At 59.0% G+C, this 20,024-nt stretch carries 24 protein-coding genes; 12 read left to right on the top strand and 12 right to left on the bottom strand.

From position 1 onward, the window contains the following. Positions 1-65: 65 nt before the first annotated feature. A complete protein-coding gene (locus ACWKWE_RS09580) occupies positions 66-536 on the top strand; it encodes a PA2169 family four-helix-bundle protein (RefSeq protein ID WP_166596436.1) in 471 nt (156 codons plus the stop codon). Between the two features lie 70 nt (positions 537-606). Here ACWKWE_RS09580 and ACWKWE_RS09575 read toward each other — a convergent pair whose 3' ends face one another. The 11 genes from ACWKWE_RS09575 to ACWKWE_RS09525 all read right to left on the bottom strand — a co-directional run bounded on the left by ACWKWE_RS09575 (position 607) and on the right by ACWKWE_RS09525 (position 9,469). Beyond that, entirely contained in the window at positions 607-2,115 is a 1,509-nt protein-coding gene (locus ACWKWE_RS09575) for a sensor domain-containing diguanylate cyclase (RefSeq protein WP_483850351.1), read from the bottom strand. Between the two features lie 293 nt (positions 2,116-2,408). Next, positions 2,409-2,681 (bottom strand): HPr family phosphocarrier protein, encoded by a 273-nt coding sequence (locus tag ACWKWE_RS09570; protein WP_166596437.1) that lies wholly within the window; start codon positions 2,679-2,681, stop codon positions 2,409-2,411. Positions 2,682-2,695: 14 nt separating this feature from the next. Beyond that, positions 2,696-3,553: an RNase adapter RapZ gene (gene rapZ, locus ACWKWE_RS09565; protein WP_166596438.1), complete on the bottom strand. Its 858-nt coding sequence runs from the start codon at positions 3,551-3,553 to the stop codon at positions 2,696-2,698. 2 nt (positions 3,554-3,555) lie between these two features. Beyond that, positions 3,556-4,020, bottom strand: coding sequence for a PTS IIA-like nitrogen regulatory protein PtsN (ptsN, locus tag ACWKWE_RS09560; protein WP_166596439.1), 465 nt, complete (start codon positions 4,018-4,020; stop codon positions 3,556-3,558). 12 nt (positions 4,021-4,032) lie between these two features. Further along, on the bottom strand, positions 4,033-4,341 hold the full coding sequence (gene hpf / locus ACWKWE_RS09555; protein ID WP_062384329.1) for a ribosome hibernation-promoting factor, HPF/YfiA family: 309 nt from the start codon (positions 4,339-4,341) through the stop codon (positions 4,033-4,035). A gap of 77 nt (positions 4,342-4,418) precedes the next feature. Next, on the bottom strand, positions 4,419-5,918 hold the full coding sequence (locus tag ACWKWE_RS09550) for an RNA polymerase factor sigma-54 (protein WP_483850350.1): 1,500 nt from the start codon (positions 5,916-5,918) through the stop codon (positions 4,419-4,421). Positions 5,919-6,108: 190 nt separating this feature from the next. After that, complete coding sequence (lptB, locus tag ACWKWE_RS09545; RefSeq protein WP_166596441.1) at positions 6,109-6,834, bottom strand: LPS export ABC transporter ATP-binding protein; 726 nt, start codon at positions 6,832-6,834, stop codon at positions 6,109-6,111. Next, entirely contained in the window at positions 6,834-7,382 is a 549-nt protein-coding gene (gene lptA / locus ACWKWE_RS09540) for a lipopolysaccharide transport periplasmic protein LptA (protein WP_166596442.1), read from the bottom strand. The genes lptB and lptA overlap by 1 nt, the downstream gene beginning before the upstream one ends. Continuing rightward, positions 7,369-7,941, bottom strand: coding sequence for an LPS export ABC transporter periplasmic protein LptC (lptC, locus tag ACWKWE_RS09535; RefSeq protein ID WP_166596443.1), 573 nt, complete (start codon positions 7,939-7,941; stop codon positions 7,369-7,371). The genes lptA and lptC overlap by 14 nt, the downstream gene beginning before the upstream one ends. Positions 7,942-7,951: 10 nt before the next feature. Beyond that, positions 7,952-8,461: a KdsC family phosphatase gene (locus tag ACWKWE_RS09530; protein WP_166596592.1), complete on the bottom strand. Its 510-nt coding sequence runs from the start codon at positions 8,459-8,461 to the stop codon at positions 7,952-7,954. Between the two features lie 33 nt (positions 8,462-8,494). Further along, positions 8,495-9,469, bottom strand: coding sequence for a KpsF/GutQ family sugar-phosphate isomerase (locus tag ACWKWE_RS09525; protein WP_483850349.1), 975 nt, complete (start codon positions 9,467-9,469; stop codon positions 8,495-8,497). A gap of 315 nt (positions 9,470-9,784) precedes the next feature. Between ACWKWE_RS09525 and ACWKWE_RS09520 the strand changes: the two genes are divergently transcribed. From ACWKWE_RS09520 to hisC, 10 genes are all read left to right on the top strand, one after another. Then, on the top strand, positions 9,785-10,594 hold the full coding sequence (locus tag ACWKWE_RS09520; protein WP_166596445.1) for an ATP-binding cassette domain-containing protein: 810 nt from the start codon (positions 9,785-9,787) through the stop codon (positions 10,592-10,594). Beyond that, complete coding sequence (mlaE, locus tag ACWKWE_RS09515; RefSeq protein ID WP_166596446.1) at positions 10,594-11,391, top strand: lipid asymmetry maintenance ABC transporter permease subunit MlaE; 798 nt, start codon at positions 10,594-10,596, stop codon at positions 11,389-11,391. The genes ACWKWE_RS09520 and mlaE overlap by 1 nt, the downstream gene beginning before the upstream one ends. Beyond that, complete coding sequence (gene mlaD, locus ACWKWE_RS09510) at positions 11,391-11,858, top strand: outer membrane lipid asymmetry maintenance protein MlaD (RefSeq protein ID WP_166596447.1); 468 nt, start codon at positions 11,391-11,393, stop codon at positions 11,856-11,858. The genes mlaE and mlaD overlap by 1 nt, the downstream gene beginning before the upstream one ends. An 11-nt stretch (positions 11,859-11,869) precedes the next feature. Beyond that, a complete protein-coding gene (locus ACWKWE_RS09505) occupies positions 11,870-12,517 on the top strand; it encodes an MlaC/ttg2D family ABC transporter substrate-binding protein (RefSeq protein WP_166596448.1) in 648 nt (215 codons plus the stop codon). After that, positions 12,514-12,819 carry an STAS domain-containing protein gene (locus tag ACWKWE_RS09500; RefSeq protein WP_166596449.1) on the top strand — a complete coding sequence of 102 codons (306 nt, stop codon included), beginning with the start codon at positions 12,514-12,516 and terminating at the stop codon, positions 12,817-12,819. The genes ACWKWE_RS09505 and ACWKWE_RS09500 overlap by 4 nt, the downstream gene beginning before the upstream one ends. 114 nt (positions 12,820-12,933) lie before the next feature. Beyond that, positions 12,934-13,173 (top strand): BolA family protein, encoded by a 240-nt coding sequence (locus tag ACWKWE_RS09495; RefSeq protein ID WP_062384295.1) that lies wholly within the window; start codon positions 12,934-12,936, stop codon positions 13,171-13,173. 23 nt (positions 13,174-13,196) lie between these two features. Continuing rightward, entirely contained in the window at positions 13,197-14,462 is a 1,266-nt protein-coding gene (gene murA, locus ACWKWE_RS09490) for a UDP-N-acetylglucosamine 1-carboxyvinyltransferase (RefSeq protein WP_166596450.1), read from the top strand. A gap of 165 nt (positions 14,463-14,627) precedes the next feature. Further along, entirely contained in the window at positions 14,628-15,263 is a 636-nt protein-coding gene (gene hisG / locus ACWKWE_RS09485; protein WP_341962285.1) for an ATP phosphoribosyltransferase, read from the top strand. Between the two features lie 147 nt (positions 15,264-15,410). Further along, complete coding sequence (gene hisD / locus ACWKWE_RS09480; protein WP_401150124.1) at positions 15,411-16,739, top strand: histidinol dehydrogenase; 1,329 nt, start codon at positions 15,411-15,413, stop codon at positions 16,737-16,739. Positions 16,740-16,741: 2 nt separating this feature from the next. After that, entirely contained in the window at positions 16,742-17,794 is a 1,053-nt protein-coding gene (hisC, locus tag ACWKWE_RS09475) for a histidinol-phosphate transaminase (protein ID WP_483850348.1), read from the top strand. 187 nt (positions 17,795-17,981) lie between these two features. On the opposite strand, the gene algW is transcribed toward hisC, so the two are convergent. Continuing rightward, on the bottom strand, positions 17,982-19,142 hold the full coding sequence (gene algW / locus ACWKWE_RS09470; RefSeq protein WP_166596454.1) for a Do family serine endopeptidase AlgW: 1,161 nt from the start codon (positions 19,140-19,142) through the stop codon (positions 17,982-17,984). A 101-nt stretch (positions 19,143-19,243) separates the two neighbouring features. Here algW and ACWKWE_RS09465 point away from each other — a divergent pair, with 101 nt between their 5' ends. Continuing rightward, on the top strand, positions 19,244-20,002 hold the full coding sequence (locus tag ACWKWE_RS09465; RefSeq protein WP_483850347.1) for a Nif3-like dinuclear metal center hexameric protein: 759 nt from the start codon (positions 19,244-19,246) through the stop codon (positions 20,000-20,002). The last annotated feature ends 22 nt before the right edge of the window (positions 20,003-20,024 follow it).

Raw genomic sequence — 20,024 nt, 5'->3', positions numbered from 1 at the left:
ATATTTAAGTTATCGAGTGTAGAAATATCAACTCTTCGATTAACCTGCCAGAAAGGAACTGCAAAATGACGGATATCAATAAAGAAGCGATCTCGGTACTCAATGATCTGATCGAGACCAGCATTGACGGCGAGAAAGGTTTTCACACCGCTGCTGAAGACGTCAAGAACCCAGAAATCAAGGCGTATTTCCTTTCCCGTTCCACCGAGTGCGCGACGTCTGTACGTGAACTTCAAGCCGAAGTCCGTGCACTGGGCGGCGATCCAGACAAATCCTCCAGCGCCGCAGGTGCAGCGCATCGTCTGTGGGTTGAGCTGAAAGCGGCCGTGACCGGCAAAAGCGATGAGGCTGTATTGAACGAAGTAGAGCGCGGTGAAGACCACGCCCTGAAAGCGTACAAAGAAGCTTCGCAAAAAGCGGTCGAGAAAAACCTGCCCGCTAACGTAGTGACCCTGATCCAGCGTCAGCTGCCAGGCGTCCAGGCAAACCACGATAAAGTCAAAGCGCTGCGTGATACCGTTCGCAGAGCAAGCTGATCAGCGTAGCTGAGCCCGTTTCGGGCTCGCTCCTCTGATTCGAAAAACGCCAGACGTGTCTGGCGTTTTTTTATGCCGTTTTGGGAGACGAGTTGAACTCAGTGCGGTTACGGCCATTACGCTTCGCCCGGTAGAGCGCTTCGTCAGCATCACTGAACAGTTGCGCCTGCTTGTCGCCCGCATTGGGCTGGCGCGAGGCGATACCAATGCTGACGGTGACGGAATGCCTGTCTCCGGCATAGGGCGGGAGCGATTCAATCGCAACTCTGATTTTTTCGGCGATGATTCTGGCGCCCTGCAAATCTGTTTCCGGTAAAACCACCAAAAACTCCTCGCCGCCATAGCGCGCCGCCAGATCACCGGGTCTACGAATTGCATTGGCCAGGGTTTGGGCCACGTTGCGCAACGCGACGTCGCCACCGTGATGGCCGTGCCGGTCGTTGAATGCCTTGAAGTGGTCGACATCAATCATCAGCAATGACAACGGCTTGCCGGAGCGCATGCCTCTGGACCACTCCTGTCGAAATACCTGATCCAGTCTCCGCCGGTTTGCCAGCCCTGTCAGGCCGTCCGTCGAGGCCAGCTCAGCCAGCTCCCGTTCTGCGAGGTGTCGCAGCTTCAACTGTTTACCCAACAGGTACGACAGCCACAGGATGCCCAGGCACAAAAGGCTCGTCGCGCCCGCCACCAGCGCCGCGTTGCGTTTCCAGACGGCGTACACCACGTCTTTCGATTGGGCCACGATGACGATCAGCGGCAAGTCGCCCACGCGTGAGAACGTGTACAGCCGAGTTGTTCCGTCCAGGTCCGATACGGCCGTGAAGCTTCCGCTGTTTGTCTTGAGGATTCGCTGAAAGTTGGGAAGCCCGCTGAAGTCCCGGCCAATTGCGTATTTGTCGGGTTGCTCGGCTTGTCGGGCCAGCAATATGCCGTCTGCGCTGATCAAATTGACGGTGCTTCCTTTGCCGATGTCCAGCCCACGAAACAGTTGGTTGAAGTACGTCAACCGCATCGATGCGCTGGCGATGCCGATGAATCGTCCATCGGGCGAGGGGAGGCGGCGGCTGAAACTGATGCACCAGTCCTTGAAGCCCCAGCGTGCCTTGAACGGACCGCCCACTCTCATGGCCGTCGAAGCGCTCTCGCGGTGCTGCTGAAAAACGGGGCGGTCAGAAAAATTGTCTTCTCGGGGGATGACGGACAGCGAGTCCGCGACGATGTCACCGGTTTCGTCCAGAATCACCAGATCGCCTTTATACGGCGCTGCGGTCGAGCGATCGAAAATGACCAACTGACGAAGTTGAGGCGCTAGTGCAATGACTTCAGGGTCTTGCCAGGTCGCAATCATGCCTTGCAGCGACGTGTCGTACAGCTCGGCATTACGCTGCACGTCCGCGTCGATCAGCTGCACCACGTTATTGGCCGACTGCACGGCGCTCTCGGTGGCGCTTCCGTGCTCGCGAATCAGCAACGAGGCCACGATCATCAAAATCGCCACCACCGCCAGTACACTGCCGGACATCAGCATTTTTTCCGGGCGAGACCAGGCTCTGTGCACCGAGGTGGGGGTGAATGTCATCGATCAGCTCTGTCAGCAATTCAGCTATTGATGCCCGTTGATGCAGGCGTTAGCAGTCTGTCCAAGCCGGTCCATGCTTGAAGGTGAATGGGTCGGGACGTGGTGCTTCAAAGCGTTGGATTAAAGATGCTTCAGGGGGATTGATCAAGTCCGGCGAGAATCCAAAAGTCCGGAAGTGATTGCCTGCAGTGTTCAGGCGCGAAACGGAAGGGGTAGCGCTCGATCCTGAGAAGCCCGGCTTACCGTCGGGCTGTGTTTCGGGAATAACGAATTCGGCGAAGGTCGACCAACCCTCATTCCCCTTCATCAAACTTGTTGTTGATCAGTTCGATCAAACCTTCCAGCGCGGCGTGTTCGTCGTCGCCTTCTGTCAGCAGGTGTATTTCGGTGCCTTTGCCTGCGGCCAGCATCATGACGGCCATGATGCTTTTACCATCGACCATGCTGTCCGGAGTGCGGCCCACGCGGATCTGGCAGGGGTACTTGCCGGCAACGCCGACGAATTTGGCGGCAGCGCGGGCGTGCAGGCCCAGCTTGTTGATGATGGTGATTTGGTGAGCGGGCATCGCGTTGGGGGTCCTTAGCTTAGGTCGCGGTGGCGAACCTGAACATTCTTGAGCGATTGTTGCAGGACCTGACCCAAACGTTCGGTCAGGTAGACGGAGCGGTGGTGTCCGCCGGTGCAGCCAATGGCAATGGTAACGTAGGCGCGGTTGCTGGCAGCGAAGCGCGGCAGCCACTTGGTCAGGTATGACGAGATGTCCTGAAACATCTCTTCGACATCGGGTTGCGCCGCCAGATAGTCCGCCACCGGCTGGTCGAGTCCGGATTGCTCGCGCAACTCCGGTTTCCAGTAGGGGTTGGGCAGGCAGCGCACGTCGAACACCAGATCCGCGTCCACGGGCATGCCGCGTTTGAAGCCAAAGGATTCAATGAGGAAAGCGGTGCCGGGTTCGGGCTTGTTCAGCAGGCGCAGCTTCAACGTGTCGCGCAACTGATAAAGATTCAGGTGGGTCGTATCGATGGTCAGATCGGCCAGGTCGATGATCGGCCCCAGTAAGGTTTTTTCATCTCGAATCGCTTCGGCCAGCGAGCGCGTGGCATTGCTCAGCGGATGGCGGCGGCGCGTTTCAGAAAAGCGCTTGAGCAGTGTGGACTCTTCAGCGTCGAGGAACAGCACGTCGCACTGAATGTGGCGAGCGCGGACCTCTTCGAGCATTCGCGGAAAACGGGTCAGGTGGCTGGGCACGTTTCGGGCGTCGATAGAGACCGCCAACAACGGCTCGGCGAGTTCGGTATTGATCAGTGCGCGCTCGGCAAGTTCGGGGAGCAGGCCTGCCGGCAGGTTATCGACGCAGTAGAAACCGCTGTCTTCGAGAACATCGAGGGCCGTGCTCTTGCCGGAGCCGGAGCGACCGCTGACGATGATCATGCGCATGATCAGTGACCGTTCTGGACGTTGAGCACGACGTTGTAAAGCTCTTCGCTGCTCTTGGCACCACGCAGGCTGGCGCGCACGTCCGCGCGGTCAAGCATGCTGGCGATCTGACGCAGAAGTTCGAGGTGGGCGTCGGTGGCCGCTTCCGGGACGAGCAGCACGAACAGCAGATCCACAGGCGCGCCGTCGATGGCGTCGAAATCCACCGGGCGTTCCAGGTGCAGCACCGCGCTCACAGGCGCCGCGCAGCCTTTCAGGCGGCAATGGGGGATCGCGATGCCGTTGCCAAACCCGGTGGAACCGAGTTTTTCACGGGCGATAAGGCTTTCGTAGACGGTTTGCCAGTCGAATTCGGGCACTTGTTGCCCGATCAGTTTGGCAATCTCTTCGAGAACGGCTTTTTTACTGCCGCCTGGCACGTTCACGAGGGACCGGCCAGGGGTCAGGATATTTTCAAGTCGGATCATGGATGGGGAGTGTCAGCGAGCTGCCGCACCTTTGAGGATGCTTTGCTGCTTTTCCTTATGCTTGAGCAATTGTCTGTCGAGCTTGTCAGTGAGCAGGTCGATCGCCGCGTACATGTCATCATGTTCGGCATTGGCAACGACCTCTCCACCGTGGATATGCAGGGTGGCCTCGATCTTCTGTTTGAGCTTCTCGACGGCCATCGTCACCTGCACGTTCGTAATCTTGTCAAAATGCCCTTCGAGCTTTTTCAGCTTCAGCTCGATGTATTCGCGCAGGGGCTTGGTCACTTCCAGTTGGTGTCCACTGATGTTGACTTGCATACAGCTTCTCCTTCGTTGCCAGTGCATTAAGAGGCAGGCTGAGTTGCCTGCCACTGGAACGCTGTGGCTTGTGACCTTTACATCAGTCGCTTGCGTTCGCTGGACGGCGCGATTCCTAAGGACTCGCGGTACTTGGCGACTGTGCGACGGGCCACTTGAATGCCTTGTGCCTCCAGTAAACCAGCGATCTTGCTGTCACTCAACGGCTTTTTCTGATTTTCCGCGGCAACCAGTTTTTTGATGATTGCGCGAATGGCAGTGGACGAGCATTCGCCGCCTTCGGAGGTGCTGACGTGGCTGGAAAAGAAATACTTCAGTTCGTAGATACCACGGGGTGTATGCATGAATTTCTGCGTGGTGACACGGGAAATCGTCGATTCGTGCATGCCCACCGCCTCAGCGATGTCGTGCAGCACCAACGGCTTCATCGCCTCGTCGCCATACTCCAGAAAGCCCCGCTGATGCTCGACGATTTGGGTCGCCACTTTCATCAGGGTTTCGTTACGGCTTTGCAGGCTTTTGATGAACCAGCGGGCTTCTTGCAACTGGTTGCGCATGAAGGTGTTGTCGGCGCTTGTGTCCGCGCGGCGCACGAAACCGGCGTATTGCGGATTCACCCGAAGGCGGGGAACGGCTTCCTGATTGAGCTCGACCAGCCAGCGCTCATTGTGCTTACGCACGATGACGTCCGGCACTACGTATTCGGCTTCGGTGGATTCGATCTGCGAGCCAGGGCGTGGGTTGAGGCTCTGGACCAGTTCGATGACCTGGCGCAGATCATCTTCCTTGATCTTCATGCGCCGCATCAGTTGAGCGTAGTCACGGCTGCCGAGCAGGTCGATGTAATCGCCGACCAGTCGCTGGGCTTCCGCCAGCCATTTGGTCTTGGCCGGAAGCTGGCGCAGTTGCAGCAACAAGCACTCGCCAAGCGTGCGGGCGCCGACGCCAGCCGGCTCGAATTGCTGAATGCGATGCAGCACGGCTTCGATTTCGTCCAGCTCGATGTCGAGTTCCGGGTCGAAGGCGTCCAGCAGCTCTTCCAGGGATTCGTCGAGGTAACCCTGATTGTTGATGCAGTCGATCAGCGTGACGGCGATCAAACGATCGGTATCCGACATCGGCGCCAGGTTCAGTTGCCAAAGCAGATGGCTTTGCAAGCTCTCGCCCGCCGACGTGCGTGTGGTGAAATCCCACTCGTCATCGTCATTGCTGGGCAGGCTGCTGGCGCTGGTCTGGTAGACGTCTTCCCAGGCCGTATCGACGGGCAGTTCGTTGGGGATACGCTCGCTTTCGCTCCATTCGCCGTCTTCGAGATTGTCGACGGTGGGTGCGGATTCCTGGTAGGTCGGTTCCTGTACGTCAGGGTTGGGCTTTTGCTCGATATTGTCGGCCATGGGGTCGGCATTATCGAAGTCGTCGCCTTCTTCCTGGCGCTCCAGCATCGGATTGGACTCCAGTGCCTCCTGAATTTCCTGTTGGAGATCCAGCGTCGACAGTTGGAGTAAGCGGATGGCCTGTTGCAGCTGCGGTGTCATCGTCAGCTGCTGGCCCATTCTCAAGACTAGCGAAGGTTTCATGGCAGGGGCTTAACACCTTATTCGCCGGCGCACATGCGCGCCATCCACTACTAGGGGCGCCGAGGCGCCAACTTAAGCAAATTATATGCCTGAACCCGGAGTGTTTGCCTAGGGTGTAATGACAATTTATGCGAGGTTGGTGATGAGGCGTATGCTGCGTTCGCCGACCAACCCCTTGCCATTGCGTGGTTTACAGGCGGAACTCGTGACCGAGATACACTTCCTTGACCAACTGGTTGGCCAGGATGGTTTCGGAATCGCCTTCTGCAATCAGTTGCCCATCGTTGACGATGTAAGCCGTTTCGCAGATGTCGAGTGTCTCACGGACGTTGTGGTCGGTGATCAGAACGCCGATACCCTTCGCTTTGAGATGGTAGATGATCTGCTTGATATCGCCCACGGAGATGGGGTCGACGCCCGCGAAGGGTTCGTCCAGCAGAATGAATTTCGGCGACGTTGCCAGTGCGCGTGCGATTTCCACTCGGCGGCGTTCACCACCGGACAGGCTCATCCCGAGGTTGTCGCGGATGTGTGTGATATGGAACTCCTGCAGCAAGCTTTCCAGCTCTTTGCGGCGTCCTGCGCGATCGAGCTCCTTGCGGGTCTCGAGGATCGCCATGATGTTGTCCGACACCGACAGCTTGCGGAAGATCGACGCTTCCTGCGGCAGATAGCCGATACCGGCGCGAGCACGGCCATGCATCGGCTGGTGGCTCACGTCCTGGTCGTCGATCAGCACGCGGCCCTGATCGGCCTGAACCAGGCCGACGATCATGTAGAAGCACGTTGTCTTGCCTGCGCCGTTAGGGCCCAGGAGACCGACGATCTGGCCGCTGTCGATGGACAGGCTGACGTCACGTACGACTTGGCGGCTTTTGTAAGCCTTGGCCAAGTGTTGGGCTTTCAGCGTTGCCATTAAGGGGCCTTCTGCTGGTCGGTTTTCTTTTTCGGCTGGATCACCATGTCGACGCGAGGACGCGCTTCGGTCACCTTACTGCCGGTGGCGCGGCCAGCGCTGGCAAGTTTTCTCACCGTGTCATAGACGATCTTCTCGCCCTGAGTCACGTTGTTGTCCTTGTCGACTACCTTGGCCTTGTCGATCAATACGATGCGGTTTTGCGGCGCATGGTACTGGATCGTCACGCCCCAGCCCTGCACGGGTTTCGGGTCGCCGGCGGTCTGCAGTTGCTCGAAATACGCAAGGTTGCCGACAGAGGTCACGACATCGATATCACCAGCAGGGGTGCGAGTCATGGTCACCTTGTTGCCGGTAACCTTCATCGAACCCTGGGTGATGATCACGTTACCGGTGTAGGTGGCGATGCCTTGCTTGTCGTCCAGTTGGGCGTCATCGGCTTGAACACGGATGGGCTGATCCTGATCGTTCGGCAGAGCCCAGGCGCTCACGCTTCCCAGTGCTGCGCCCAGGCCAAGCAAAATAGGGAGGGTTTTAAGGAGCCTCATACTGTCCTCTTGCGTTCGATAGCAGGTGTATCCTGCTTTCTTTTAGATAGGCTTTCATACCCGTACCGGTGCTCACACCGTTGAAACCGTCGATTCTAACGGGTTGCGCGGTTTCCGCATATTGCTTCTGAGGGAAGACCGTCATGCGGGTGCTGGTGATGATCGTGGTGCGGTTCTTTTCGTCCGTGCGGTTGATGCGAACCTTGTCGATCAGCTCGACATGATCGCCTCCTGGCGACACTTCGGCGCGCACGCTCTGCACGTGCCAGGGAAACTCCGATCCGCGAAACATCTGCAAAACCGGGGTCGTCATCAGGGTTACGTCGGTGGCCTTGAGGTGCTCGACCTTGTCGGCGGTCATGTCATATTGCATTGACCCATCCGGCAGGTACTGGATGCTGTGCGCGTTCATCGCGTAATAATCGATGGCGTTCTCATCCACGGCCGCTTTGGGTTGATCCATGAAGCTTTCCGGGCTGATGTTCCAATAGCCGGCCGCTGCAAGCAGTACCGCCAGCACACCGAAGATCAGGAACGTACGAATTCTTTTGCTCAGCATAAATGCACTTCTATAAGTAGGCGGCGTGGGCCGCTTCGAGGTTGCCCTGAGCTGTCAGGATCAACTCGCAGAATTCCCGGGCGGCGCCTTCGCCGCCTCGTGCCTGGGTCGTGCCATGCGCATGCTGGCGGACAAATCCGGCGGCATTGGCCACAGCCATGCCCAGACCGACACGGCGGATCACCGGCAGGTCAGGCAGGTCATCACCCAGATAGGCGACCTGTTCGTAGCTTAGGTTCAGTTGCTGCAAAAGCTCGTCGAGCACCACCAGTTTGTCTTCGCGTCCCTGATAAAGATGCGCGATGCCCAGGTTTTTGGCGCGGCGTTCGACCACCGGCGTCTTGCGGCCGCTGATGATAGCGGTGATCACCCCCGAGTTGATCAGCATCTTGATACCCTGGCCATCGAGGGTATTGAAGGTCTTGAACTCGCTGCCATCTTCCAGAAAATACAGTCGGCCATCGGTCAGCACGCCATCGACATCGAAGACGGCCAGCTTGATGCCTTTGCCGCGCTGCATCAATTCGCTGTTGTTGAGGTTGTCGGCGCTCATTTACATCACTCCCGCACGCAACAGATCCTGAAGGTTGAACGCACCCACCGGGTAGTCGTTCCCGTCGACAACGATCAGCGCACCGATCTTGTTGTCTTCCATGATTTTCAGCGCTTCGGCTGCCAGCATGTCGGCACGGACGGTTTTACCGTGAACGGTCATGACGTCATCGATGGTCGCTTGGCGGATGTCGATGTCGCGGTCCAGGGTCCGGCGCAAATCGCCGTCGGTGAAGATCCCTGCCAGTCGGCCATCGGCTTCGACAATGGCGGTCATGCCCAGGCCCTTGCGGGTCATTTCCATCAGCGAATCACGCAATGGCGTGCCGCGGGCGACTTTCGGCAGTTCGGCCTCAGTGTGCATGACGTGCTCGACCTTGAGCAGCAGGCGGCGACCCAGCGCGCCACCGGGGTGCGAAAATGCGAAATCTTCAGCCGTGAAACCGCGCGCATCCAGCAGGGCGACGGCCAGCGCATCGCCCATGACCAATGCAGCGGTGGTCGAGGAGGTGGGCGCCAGGTTGAGTGGACAGGCTTCTTTTTCGACTCGGGCATTGAGGTTGACGTCCGCCGCCTTCGCCAGCGTCGACTCGGGGTTGCCGGTCAGGCTGATGAGCTTGATGCCCAGGCGTTTGATCAAGGGCAAGAGCGTCACGATCTCTGCGGTGGTGCCCGAGTTGGACAGCGCGAGAATGATGTCGGCGCTGGTGATCATGCCCATGTCGCCGTGGCTGGCTTCGGCAGGATGGACGAAAAACGACGGGGTGCCGGTGCTGGCCAGTGTGGCCGCGATCTTTTTGCCAATGTGGCCCGACTTGCCCATGCCGACTACGACCACGCGGCCCTGGCTCGCGAGAATCATCTCGCAAGCGTTCACGAAATCCGCATCGATATGTGCCAGCAGACCTTCGACGGCCTCGATTTCGAGGCGGATGGTGCACTGGGCAGATTGAATCAGGTCGCGGGCGTTGGTCATGTCAAGAATAGGGTCGGTCGGGTGAAAAGGCGGGGATTATAGCGACAATGTTGAAAACCCTCACGCTTCATCGTCGCTGTTTGTTTAATAGAAGCTTGCGGTCCGTCAGTTCTCGTTCAGCAAAGGTGTGTTGGCGGTGCAGGAAAATTCCTCGGGGTCTGAAATATCTGTCCCTATTAACGACTTGCCGTGTTGGAGCTTTGGCGGCGTTCGACAGCGGTGTTATAGTTCGCCGCTTGTTCGGCCCCTCCAGACAGTGTGTCGTTCGTCAAGGACGCGGCATCTGAGAGACAGGCTGTATCGCAAGGAGTTTAGATGAGCGCCGATAACGCCTACGCGGTCGAATTGAAGGGAGTGTCCTTCAAGCGCGGCTCGCGCAGCATCTTCAATAATGTCGATATCCGCATTCCCCGGGGCAAAGTCACCGGCATCATGGGGCCGTCGGGCAGTGGCAAGACCACTTTGCTGCGCCTGATGGGCGCACAACTGCGTCCGAGCAGCGGCGAAGTCTGGGTCAATGGCCAGAACCTGCCGAAGCTGTCACGCAGCGATCTCTTCGATGCGCGCAAGCAGATGGGCGTGCTGTTCCAGAGTGGCGCGCTGTTTACCGACCTCGATGTCTTCGAGAACGTTGCGTTCCCGCTCCGAGTGCACACCAAGCTACCAGAAGACATGATTCGCGACATCGTGCTGCTCAAACTGCAGGCGGTCGGGCTGCGCGGCGCCGTCGAGTTGATGCCCGATGAGCTGTCTGGCGGCATGAAGCGTCGGGTCGCGCTGGCCCGGGCAATTGCGCTCGATCCTCAGATTCTCATGTACGACGAACCCTTTGTCGGGCAGGACCCGATTGCCATGGGCGTCCTGGTGCGCCTGATCCGCCTGCTCAACGATGCATTGGGCATCACCAGTGTGGTGGTCTCTCACGACCTGGCCGAGACGGCGAGTATCGCTGACTATCTCTATGTCGTCGGTGACGGGCAGGTGCTGGGGCAAGGTACGCCGCAGGAACTGATGCAGTCGGATAACCCGCGCATTCGGCAATTCATGACAGGGGATCCAGACGGCCCCGTGCCTTTCCACTATCCGGCACCGGATTATCGCGAAGATCTTTTGGGGAAGCGCTGATGCGCAGAAAGTCATTGATGGATCGTGTTCGCCTGATGGGGCGCTCCGCGATCGATATTGTTGCAGTGTTGGGGCGTTCGGGGATTTTTCTGGTTCATGCCTTGTTGGGGCGAGGCGGAATCGGCGGCGGTTTTCAATTGTTGGTTCGCCAGTTGTATTCGGTCGGTGTCATGTCGCTGGCGATCATCGTCGTGTCCGGCATTTTCATCGGCATGGTGCTCGCGCTGCAGGGGTTCAGCATTCTCGCCAAGTACGGTTCCGAACAGGCCGTGGGGCAGATGGTTGCCTTGACGTTGCTGCGTGAGCTGGGCCCGGTCGTCACAGCGTTGCTGTTTGCTGGCCGTGCGGGTTCAGCGTTGACCGCCGAAATCGGCAACATGAAGTCCACAGAGCAGTTGTCCAGCCTGGAAATGATCGGCGTCGATCCGCTGAAATACATTGCCGCGCCTCGCTTGTGGGCCGGTTTCATTTCGTTGCCGGTGTTGGCCATCATCTTCAGCGTGGTCGGCATCTGGGGCGGTTCATGGGTCGCCGTTGACTGGCTGGGCGTCTATGAAGGCTCCTTCTGGGCGAACATGCAGAACAGTGTTTCCTTCCCGAACGATGTAATCAACGGTGTCATCAAAAGCGTCGTCTTCGCCTTTGTGGTCACCTGGATCGCCGTGTTCCAAGGTTATGACTGCGAACCCACTTCAGAGGGGATCAGTCGCGCCACGACCAAGACCGTGGTCTACGCCTCATTGGCCGTACTGGGCCTGGACTTTATTTTGACCGCCTTGATGTTTGGAGACTTCTGATGCAAAACCGCACCCTCGAAACCGGTGTCGGCCTGTTCCTGCTGGCCGGGATTCTGGCTTTGCTCTTGCTCGCCCTGCGCGTCAGCGGTCTGAGCGCCAGCACGACCAACGACAGTTATAAACTTTATGCAAATTTCGACAATATCGCCGGTTTGACTGTCAGAGCGAAGGTGACCATGGCCGGTGTGACTATCGGCAAGGTCACTGCAATCGATCTGGACCACGATACTTTCGCGGCGCGCGTGACCATGGACGTGGATAAGCGGGTGAACAACCTGCCTTCGGACTCCACTGCGTCCATCCTGACCGCTGGCTTGCTGGGCGAGAAATACGTCGGCATCAGCGTGGGTGGTGATGACCAGTTGTTGAAGGATGGCGGCACGATTCATGACACCCAGTCGTCGCTGGTACTCGAAGACCTGATCGGTAAATTCCTGCTTAATACGGTCAATAAAGACGCCAAATGAGGAAGCTGTTCATGATCTCTAACTTGCGACGTGGCCTGTTGGTACTGCTTGCAGCGCTGCCCTTGATCGCCAATGCGGCGGGCTCCGCGCACGATCTGGTGCAGGACACGACCAACAAGATGCTGGCCGACCTGAGTGCCAATAAAGAAAAGTACAAGCAGGACCCCAGCGCGTTTTATAGCGCGCTGAACACCATCGTGGGCCCGGTGGTCGATGCCGAAGGTATTTCCAGGAGCATCATGACCGTCAAGTATTCGCGCAACGCTACGCCAGCGCAGATGCAAACCTTCGCGGACAATTTCAAAAGGGGGTTGTTTCAGTTCTACGGCAATGCCCTGCTGGAATACAACAACCAAGGTATCGCGGTTGACCCGCCGAAAGATGAGTCAGGTGATCGGACCAGCGTCGGTATGACCGTCAAGGGCACCAACGGCGCGGTTTATCCCGTGCAGTACACACTGGAGAAGGTCGGCGGCGAATGGAAGTTGCGTAACGTGATCATCAACGGCATCAACATTGGCAAGCTGTTCCGGGATCAGTTCGCTGACGCCATGCAGCGCAACGGCAACAATCTGGACAAGACCATCAACGGTTGGGCTGGTGAAGTCGCCAAGGCCAAGCAGGAGACCGAAAACTCGCCTGACAAGGTCGTCAAATGAGTGATGCATGTGTCACCGCCGTCGGTGGCGGCGAACTGAAGCTGTTCGGTGTGCTGGACTACCGCACCGGCCCGGCCCTGCGCGAGCAAGGTGCCGAGCTGATCAAAGCCAGCGATGCGCCGACACTGGTGCTGGATTGCTCGGCGGTGGAAAAATCCAGCAGCGTGGGCCTGGCCTTGCTGCTGGCGTTCATGCGCGATGGGCAGGCGGCCGGCAAAACGGTGAGCGTGCGTGCATTGCCTGAAGATATGAGAGAGATTGCACAGGTATCGGGTCTGACCGAACTGTTCGAACAACACTGAAGGCTGTCGTCGATCAAGCCCCTCGTCCGGCACCTGCACAGCAGGGTTCGCAACGAGAGGGCTTTTTTGTATGATGGCCGACCCGCGCGCGTAGAGCGCCGATTGAGGTTAAGCATGCAGGCCGTAGAAGTTAAAAGCTTCCTTGAAGGTAAGCTGCCAGAGATCCAGGTCGAAGTTGAGGGCGAAGGCTGCAACTTCCAGTTGAACGTGATCAGCGATGAACTGGCTACACTGAGTCCAGTCAAGCGCCAGCAGCAGATCTACACGCATTTGAACCCGTGGATCGCCGATGGCAGCATCCACGCGGTCACCATGAAATTCTTCAGCCGCGCTGCATGGGCCGAGCGCACCTGAGCCAAACTGGCGTCGAGATCCTAATGGACAAACTGATTATTACTGGCGGCGTTCGTCTTGATGGCGAAATCCGCATTTCCGGGGCGAAGAACTCTGCCCTGCCGATTCTTGCTGCAACGCTGCTGGCCGATGGGCCAGTCACCGTTCAGAACCTGCCGCACCTGCACGACATCACCACCATGATCGAGTTGTTCGGTCGCATGGGCATCGAGCCGATCATTGACGAGAAGCTCAGCGTCGAGATCGATCCTCGCACCATCAAGACCCTGATCGCGCCCTACGAACTGGTGAAAACCATGCGTGCGTCGATTCTGGTGCTGGGCCCGATGGTTGCCCGTTTTGGCGAGGCCGAGGTGGCGCTGCCAGGCGGTTGCGCCATCGGTTCGCGTCCGGTTGACCTGCACATCCGTGGCCTCGAAGCCATGGGCGCGGTCATTGAAGTCGAAGGCGGCTACATCAAGGCCAAGGCGCCTGAAGGCGGCTTGCGGGGTGCCCACTTCTTCTTCGATACCGTCAGCGTGACCGGTACCGAGAACATCATGATGGCCGCTGCGCTGGCCCGTGGCCGCAGCGTGCTGCAAAACGCCGCCCGCGAGCCTGAGGTCGTCGACCTGGCAAACTTCATCAACGCCATGGGCGGCAAGGTCTCCGGTGCTGGCACCGATACCATCACCATCGATGGCGTAGAGCGTCTGGGCAAGGCGACCTATCGCGTCATGCCTGACCGTATCGAAACCGGCACCTACCTGGTCGCCGCTGCCGTGACCGGTGGCCGCGTCAAGGTCAAGGACACCGATCCGACCATTCTCGAAGCTGTTCTTGAAAAGCTGCGTGAGTCCGGTGCCGAAATCACGACCGGCGCCGACTGGATCGAGCTGAACATGCATGGCAAGCGTCCGAAGGCCGTGAACCTGCGCACCGCGCCGTATCCGGCATTCCCGACCGACATGCAAGCGCAGTTCATTTCGTTGAACGCCATTGCCGAAGGCACGGGCGCGATCATCGAGACCATCTTCGAAAACCGCTTCATGCACGTGTATGAAATGCACCGCATGGGCGCGCAGATCCAGGTCGAAGGCAACACCGCCATCGTCACCGGCTGCGAGAAACTCAAAGGCGCGCCTGTGATGGCGACCGACCTGCGTGCTTCGGCCAGCCTGGTGCTGTCGGCGCTGGTGGCCGAGGGCGATACGCTGATCGACCGCATTTACCACATAGACCGTGGTTACGAGTGCATCGAAGAGAAGCTGCAAATGCTGGGCGCGAAAATCCGTCGCGTACCGGGCTAGCAGCCCTTGGGGTTCCGTTGCCCGGACTCATCGGGCAACGGGGCCGCCGTTTGAAAGTTTGACCTTTTGAATCGTTTCACTTCGAGTCCAGCTGTCGCGACTCGAAGGTTGCCGGGCGCCCATTGCGACCCGACATGCGCATGCTGATAAGGACTGACGTTTCCCATGTTGACCATCGCACTGTCCAAGGGCCGAATCCTTGACGACACCCTGCCGCTTCTCGCTGCTGCGGGCATCGTGCCGACCGAGAATCCGGACAAGAGCCGCAAGCTGATCATTCCGACGACGCAGGACGATGTGCGCCTGTTGATCGTACGCGCGACGGACGTGCCGACCTACGTTGAGCATGGTGCGGCAGACCTGGGTGTGGCGGGCAAGGACGTTCTGATGGAATACGGCGGCCAGGGGCTTTATGAGCCGCTGGACCTGCAAATCGCCCAGTGCAAGCTGATGACTGCAGGTGCTGTCGGCGCGGGCGAGCCCAAAGGCCGTCTGCGTGTGGCGACCAAGTTTGTCAACGTCGCCAAGCGTTACTACGCCGAGCAGGGCCGTCAGGTCGACATCATCAAGCTGTACGGCTCGATGGAGCTGGCGCCGCTGGTGGGTCTGGCCGACAAGATCATCGATGTCGTCGACACCGGCAATACGCTGCGTGCCAACGGCCTTGAGCCTCAGGAACTGATTGCCCATATCAGTTCACGTCTGGTGGTCAACAAGGCATCGATGAAGATGCAACACGCCCGCATCCAGTCGCTGATCGACACACTTCGTACTGCAGTGGAGTCGCGACACCGCGGCTGACTGTTTCGCGTGACGTTACACAACGTCGCGCCCAGCTATCCGTGTCATAGCCAAATTTCTCAGGTGCCTGCGCGGATGGCTTGGTAGCTTAGGCTCCTGCCTTCGCATCAGGCTCCTGTGAAAACGCCATTTATAGAGGCTCACGCTATGACCACTTCTAACACCATTCGCCGACTCGACGCTGCTGACCCGGATTTCGCTCGACATCTGGATCATCTGCTGAGCTGGGAAAGCGTGTCTGACGATTCGGTCAATCAGCGTGTGCTGGACATCATCAAGAACGTGCGCGAGCGCGGCGATGCGGCATTGGTGGAATACACCCAGCGTTTCGACGGGTTGGAAGTGGCGTCCATGGCTGACCTCATCCTGCCTCGCGAGCGACTGGAACTGGCGCTGACCCGCATTACCCCCGCTCAACGCCAGGCGCTGGAGAAAGCCGCTGACCGCGTGCGCAATTACCACGAGCGTCAGAAACAGGACTCCTGGAGCTACACCGAGGCCGACGGCACCGTGCTGGGCCAGAAAGTGACGCCACTGGACCGTGCCGGTCTTTACGTGCCAGGCGGCAAGGCGTCCTACCCGTCCTCGGTGTTGATGAACGCGATCCCGGCGAAAGTGGCGGGCGTCGGTGAGGTGGTGATGGTCGTGCCCACCCCACGTGGAGAGATCAACGAACTGGTATTGGCGGCAGCTTGCATCGCCGGTGTGGACCGCGTGTTCACCATCGGCGGCGCTCAGGCGGTCGCGGCACTGGCCTACGGCACCGAAAGCGTGCCGCAGGTGGACAAGGTCGTCGGTCCGGGCAACATCTATGTCGCCACGGCCAAGCGCCACGTATTCGGCCAGGTCGGCATCGACATGATTGCCGGCCCTTCGGAAATCCTCGTGGTGTGCGACGGTCAGACCGATCCGGACTGGATCGCCATGGACCTGTTCTCCCAAGCCGAACACGACGAGGACGCTCAGGCGATTCTGGTCAGCCCGGACGCGGCATTTCTCGACCAGGTCGCTGCCAGCATCGCAAAACTGATGCCGACCATGGAGCGCGCTGAGATCATCAACACCTCGATCAACGGCCGGGGCGCACTGATCAAAGTGGCTGACATGGCTCAGGCCATCGAAGTCGCCAACCGCATCGCGCCGGAGCACTTGGAGCTGTCGGTGGCAGACCCTGAAGCCTGGCTGCCGCAGATCCGTCACGCAGGCGCCATCTTCATGGGCCGCCACACCTCCGAAGCGTTGGGCGATTACTGCGCCGGGCCAAACCACGTCTTGCCGACCTCCGGCACTGCGCGCTTCTCGTCGCCACTGGGCGTTTACGACTTCCAGAAACGCTCCTCGATCATCTTCTGCTCGGAGCAGGGCGCATCGGAATTGGGCAAGACCGCTTCGGTGCTGGCGCGGGGTGAGTCGCTGACCGCCCACGCCCGCAGCGCCGAATACCGGATCGTCGACAACCAACAAGAAGGCAAGTGAGCATGAGCAAGTTCTGGAGTCCTTTCGTTCGCGACCTCGTGCCTTACGTGCCAGGCGAACAACCCAAGCTGACCAAGCTGGTGAAGCTGAACACCAACGAAAACCCCTACGGCCCGTCGCCCAAAGCGATTGAAGCGATGCGTGCCGAAGTCAACGACGACCTGCGTCTGTATCCCGATCCGAACAGCGACCTGCTGAAGAAATCGGTTGCCCGTTATTACGGCGTCGAGACGAACCGCGTCTTCCTCGGCAATGGCTCCGATGAGGTGCTGGCCCACGCGTATCACGCGTTCTTTCTGCAAGAGAAGCCGCTGCTGTTCCCGGACATCAGCTACAGCTTTTACCCGGTGTACTGCGGCCTGTATGGCGTCGAGTACGAGGCCGTGCCACTGGACGAGCAGTTCCAGATTCGCGTCGAAGACTACGCCCGTCCGAATGGCGGGATTATCTTCCCGAACCCCAACGCCCCGACGGGCTGCTTGATGCCTCTGGACGCTGTCGAAGGCATCCTCAAAGCCAGCCCGGATTCGGTGGTGATCGTCGATGAGGCGTATATCGACTTCGGCGGCGAAACGGCCATCACTCTGGTGGACCGTTATCCGAACCTGCTGGTAACCCAGACCTTGTCCAAATCCCGCTCGCTGGCGGGCCTGCGGGTCGGTCTGGCAGTGGGGCATCCGGACTTGATCGAAGCGCTGGAGCGGGTGAAGAACAGCTTCAATTCCTACCCGCTGGATCGCATGGCTATCGTTGGCGCGGCGGCTGCGTTCGATGATCGGGAATACTTCGAGGAGACCTGCAATCTGGTCATTGCCAGTCGCGAGAAGCTGATTGGGCAGCTGGAAGGCAAAGGGTTTGAAGTACTGCCATCGGCGGCGAACTTCATCTTCGCCCGTCACCCGAAACACGACGCGGCGGGCCTTGCGGCCAAGGTGCGTGAGCAGGGCGTAATCGTTCGTCACTTCAAGCAAGAACGTATCGCGCAGTTCCTGCGTATTTCAATCGGCACGCCTGAGCAGCATCAGGCGCTGATTGATGCGTTGGGCGATCTCTAAGCAGCCCAGTCCTTCGGAGTTCCGCAATTGGAGGCCGAGCACCAGGCCACTGTGGGAGCGAATTTATTCGCGAAAGATGGTTCAGGCGAAGTAGATGTGTCGCCTGCGCCGGCCTCTCGCGAATGAATTCGCTCCCACAGGTTTGTTCACCGCCCGCCCATTCAACCAGGCGGGCGATGCTCCGGGATCACTCGTCAGCCGCAGGCGGCGGTGTCTGTGGCGGACGCAACCCTACCTCAGCCATCAGCTTCAATTCCTTGCCGTTACGCATCACCTGAATCGCAATCTTCTCGGAAGGCTTGGTCCGCGCCACCTGATTCATCGACTTGCGACCATCGCCCGCAGGTTCGCCGTTGATGCTCAAGATCACGTCGCCCAATTGCAGACCGGCTTTCTGCGCAGGCCCGTCGCGGAAAATCCCGGCGACGACGATGCCCGGACGGTCTTTCAAACCGAAGGACTCTGCCAGTTCCTGAGTCAGCGGCTGCACTTCGATGCCCAACCAGCCACGAATCACCTGGCCGTGCTCGATGATCGACTTCATGACCTCCAGCGCCAGCTTGGTCGGAATCGCGAAGCCAATCCCCTGCGAACCGCCCGACTTGGAGAATATCGCCGTGTTGATCCCGGTCAGATTGCCGTTGGCGTCCACCAGCGCGCCGCCGGAGTTGCCGGGGTTGATGGCCGCGTCGGTCTGAATGAAATCTTCGTAGGTGTTAAGCCCCAACTGATTACGGCCCGTGGCGCTGATGATGCCCATGGTCACGGTCTGGCCGACGCCGAACGGGTTACCAATGGCCAGCGCGACGTCACCGATACGAATGCTGTCGGAACTGCCTAGGGTAATGGAGGGCAGGTTTTTCAGGTCGATCTTCAGCACCGCGAGGTCAGTTTCCGGGTCGCTGCCTATCACGCGAGCGATGGTTTCCCTGCCGTCCTTCAGCGCCACGACAATCTGGTCAGCGCCAGAAGTCACGTGGTTGTTGGTCAGCAGATAGCCCTCGGGGCTCATGATCACCGCCGACCCCAGACTCGACTCCATTCGGCGCTGCTTGGGCAGGTTATCGCCGAAGAAGCGGCGGAACTGAGGGTCTTCGAACAGCGGATGATTCGGTTTGTTGTTGACCATCTTGGTCGTGTACAGGTTGGCCACGGCCGGGGCCGCGCTGCTTACGGCGTCGGCGTAGGACACCGGGCCCTGTTGAATGAACGCGGTCTGTGGCGCCTGTTGCAGGTTGACGTCCTGACTGGGCAGGCCGACCCACTGGGGGTAGCGCTGGATAATCAATAAAGCGATAAGCACACCAGCGAGCAATGGCCAGCCGAGAAAACGCAGCGCTTTGAACATTGAGCAAGGTCCTGAGGGTAGATACGCAGCTTACCTGCGCCATAATGGCGGGCATTATACGAGGACCGGGACGGTCTGAACTGCAAATTTAGGAGACTTTTATGGCTGTTTCTCTGAGCACTCTCGTCGAGGAGGCCGACCGCTATCTGGGCAGCGCCCGGGTTCAGGATTATTGCCCCAACGGTCTGCAGGTCGAGGGGCGCCCACAGGTCACCCGAATCGTCTCCGGTGTGACGGCCAGCCAGGCACTGCTTGATGCTGCGGTCGAGGCGAATGCCGACCTGGTACTGGTGCATCACGGTTATTTCTGGAAAGGCGAAAACCCGTGCATCACCGGCATGAAGCAACGGCGCCTCAAGACCCTGCTCAAGCACGACCTCAGCTTGCTGGCCTATCACCTGCCGCTGGATTTGCATGCCGAGGTGGGCAATAACGTGCAATTGGCGCGGCAGCTGGACATTACGGTCGAGGGGCCGCTGGATCCGGACAATCCCCGCATCGTCGGGTTGGTAGGTTCGCTGTCCGAGCCCATGACCCCACGGGATTTTGCCCACCGCGTGCAAAGTGCGCTGGGCCGGGAACCCCTCCTTATAGAAGGCAGCGAAATGATTCGGCGCGTCGGTTGGTGCACGGGAGGCGGGCAGGGCTATATCGATCAGGCCGTTCTGGCGGGTGTCGATCTGTACTTGAGCGGTGAGGCCTCAGAGCAGACTTTCCACAGCGCGCGGGAAAACGACATCAGCTTCATCGCTGCAGGGCACCACGCCACCGAGCGTTATGGCGTGCAGGCCTTGGGTGATTACCTGGCGCGGCGTTTCGCGTTGGAGCATTTGTTCGTCGATTGCCCGAATCCAATCTGATGAATCAACCGAATCCCGAGCT

The sequence above is a fragment of the Pseudomonas salicis genome (assembly GCF_057128705.1).
This window is presented reverse-complemented; position numbering and strand designations above follow the sequence as displayed.